Source organism: Blastomonas sp. (assembly GCF_041747255.1).
In the GTDB taxonomy this organism is placed as follows: Bacteria; Pseudomonadota; Alphaproteobacteria; order Sphingomonadales; family Sphingomonadaceae; genus Blastomonas.
In genome coordinates this window covers 1-1917 of the sequence record NZ_JBGTFM010000387.1, presented here as the reverse complement: position 1 = coordinate 1917, position 1917 = coordinate 1, and the positions used below count along the sequence as shown (strand labels likewise).

At 63.6% G+C, this 1917-nt stretch carries 2 protein-coding genes and 1 pseudogene; 2 read left to right on the top strand and 1 reads right to left on the bottom strand.

Features of this window, described 5'->3' with window-relative positions:
- Positions 1–981 (bottom strand): annotated as a pseudogene (gene coxB, locus ACEW8G_RS13095) (cytochrome c oxidase subunit II); the annotation flags it as partial.
- A gap of 197 nt (positions 982–1178) precedes the next feature.
- On the opposite strand from coxB, the gene pyrE reads away from it, so the two are divergent.
- Together pyrE and ACEW8G_RS13085 are read left to right on the top strand one after the other, a co-directional pair.
- The gene (gene pyrE, locus ACEW8G_RS13090; RefSeq protein ID WP_373488851.1) at positions 1179–1772 is read left to right on the top strand and encodes an orotate phosphoribosyltransferase; all 594 of its coding nucleotides are present in this window, start codon (positions 1179–1181) and stop codon (positions 1770–1772) included.
- Positions 1769–1917 (top strand): pyridoxine 5'-phosphate synthase (locus ACEW8G_RS13085; RefSeq protein ID WP_373488852.1); only part of this gene is annotated, 149 nt, incomplete at its 3' end. The genes pyrE and ACEW8G_RS13085, both read left to right, overlap by 4 nt.

Sequence of the window (1917 nt, the reverse complement as noted above, 5' to 3'; positions counted from 1 at the left end):
GGGTTCAGCCGCTGGCGCCGGCGCATCGCTGGCGACGGTGCCGCCCTGCGCGCGCACCCATGCGTCGAACCGGTCACGCGGCAGTGCCTCGATGGCGATCGGCATGAAGCCGTGCCGCGCGCCGCACAGTTCGGAACACTGGCCATAATAAACGCCCGGCTCCTTGATGATCAGCATCTTTTCGTTCGAGCGGCCCGGCACCGAGTCCATCTTGAACCACAGCGAGGGGACCGCGAAGCTGTGGATCACATCGGACGCAGTGGTGATGACGCGGATCGGTTCGCCTGCGGGGACCACCATGCGGTTGTCGACCGCGAGCTGGAACGGCTCGCCGCTCTTGATCGCATCTTCTTGGCTCAGCATGTTCTAGATCACCTCGAAATCGCCATTATCGGGGTAGTTATAGCCCCAATACCACTGATAACCAGTCACCTTAACGGTCACCGCGCTTGCGGGCGCAGGCTTGTATTGCTTGGCGAGAAGATCGATCGACGGCACCGCGATGCCGACCAGAATGAGCACCGGGACCAGCGTCCAGATAACTTCGATCGTGGTATTGTGGGTCACCCGCGACGGATTGGGGTTGGCGGCGGCGCGGTAACGCACCATCACCCAGATTAACAACCCCAGCACCAGCAGCGAAATCGCGATGATGATCGGCAACAGCACAATCGTGTCGAGCCAATAGGCATACTCGCCAAGTTCGGTATATTGTTTCTGGAAATCCATGCCGCCATCGACCGGCATGCCCTTGCCGGGGGTCGGTGCCATCGGCGTGTAGCTGGCATCAAGCCCTGCGGCACCGGATGCAGCCTCGGCGGGCGCGGCCTCGGCGGGCGCAGTCTCGGCCGGAGTCGCTGCAACCGATGCGGTTGGCGCAGTCACAGGCGGTGCCGGCGGCGTTTGCGCCACCAATGCATGCGATGAGATAGCCATTACGGCTGCGAAACCGAGCGATTTCGTCCAAAATACGAGCGCCATTCGTCGAATGTCCCTATTGGGCAGGGCATCCGTCCGCGTCCCACGATGCGCCGGATCACTGCCATGTGTGCGTCATAGCACGCCTGCATATACGCAGGCTTGCCGCCAGTCTCAAGCCAAACTAGGGATATTTTTTGTGCAAATGCGTGCAAAGCGCAGCGCAGCATGGATAACGCTACGGTAAAGGTGATGTGGTCATGCAGGATGAAGACATTCTGGCAGAGTTTCGCGCGAGCCAGGCGCTGCTGGAGGGGCATTTCATCCTCTCTTCAGGCCGTCACAGCGCACATTATCTGCAATGCGCGCGCGTGCTGATGGAGCCGATGCGCGCCTCGCGCCTCGCCAGCGCGCTGGCCGCCCGGATGCCGCGCGATATCCGCAGCCAGATCGAACTGGTGGTCTCGCCCGCGATGGGCGGGCTGATCATCGGCCATGAAATGGGCCGCGCATTGGGCGTCGAGGCGGTGTTCGTCGAGCGCCCCGAGGGCGTGTTCGAGCTGCGCAGGGGGTTTACCATCAATCCGGGCCAGAAAGTGCTGCTGATCGAGGATGTCGTCACCACCGGCCTGTCATCGCGTGAAGCCATCGCGGCGGTGAACGCGGCAGGCGGCAATGTCATCGCCGCCGGATCGCTGGTGGACCGGTCAGCGGGCGAAGCCTCACTGGGCGTGCCCTTCTACCCGCTGCTGACGCTCAACTTCCCGACCTTCGCCGCCGACGCCCTGCCCGCCGAGCTCGCTGCCATCCCTGCCGTAAAACCCGGCAGCCGCAAGGAGGCGCTGGCAGCGTGAGCGGGCACCTGCGCCTTGGCGTCAACATCGATCATGTCGCCACCATCCGCAACGCGCGCGGCGGGGACCATCCCGATCCGATGCGCGCGGTCAGGATCGTGCAGGAGGCGGGCGGCGACGGCATCACCGTGCACCTGCGCGAAGA

Coding starts and splice junctions, on each gene's coding strand:
- pyrE (WP_373488851.1), top strand. CDS start 1,179: ATGCAGGATGAAGACATTCTGGCAGAGTTTCGCGCGAGCCAGGCGCTG.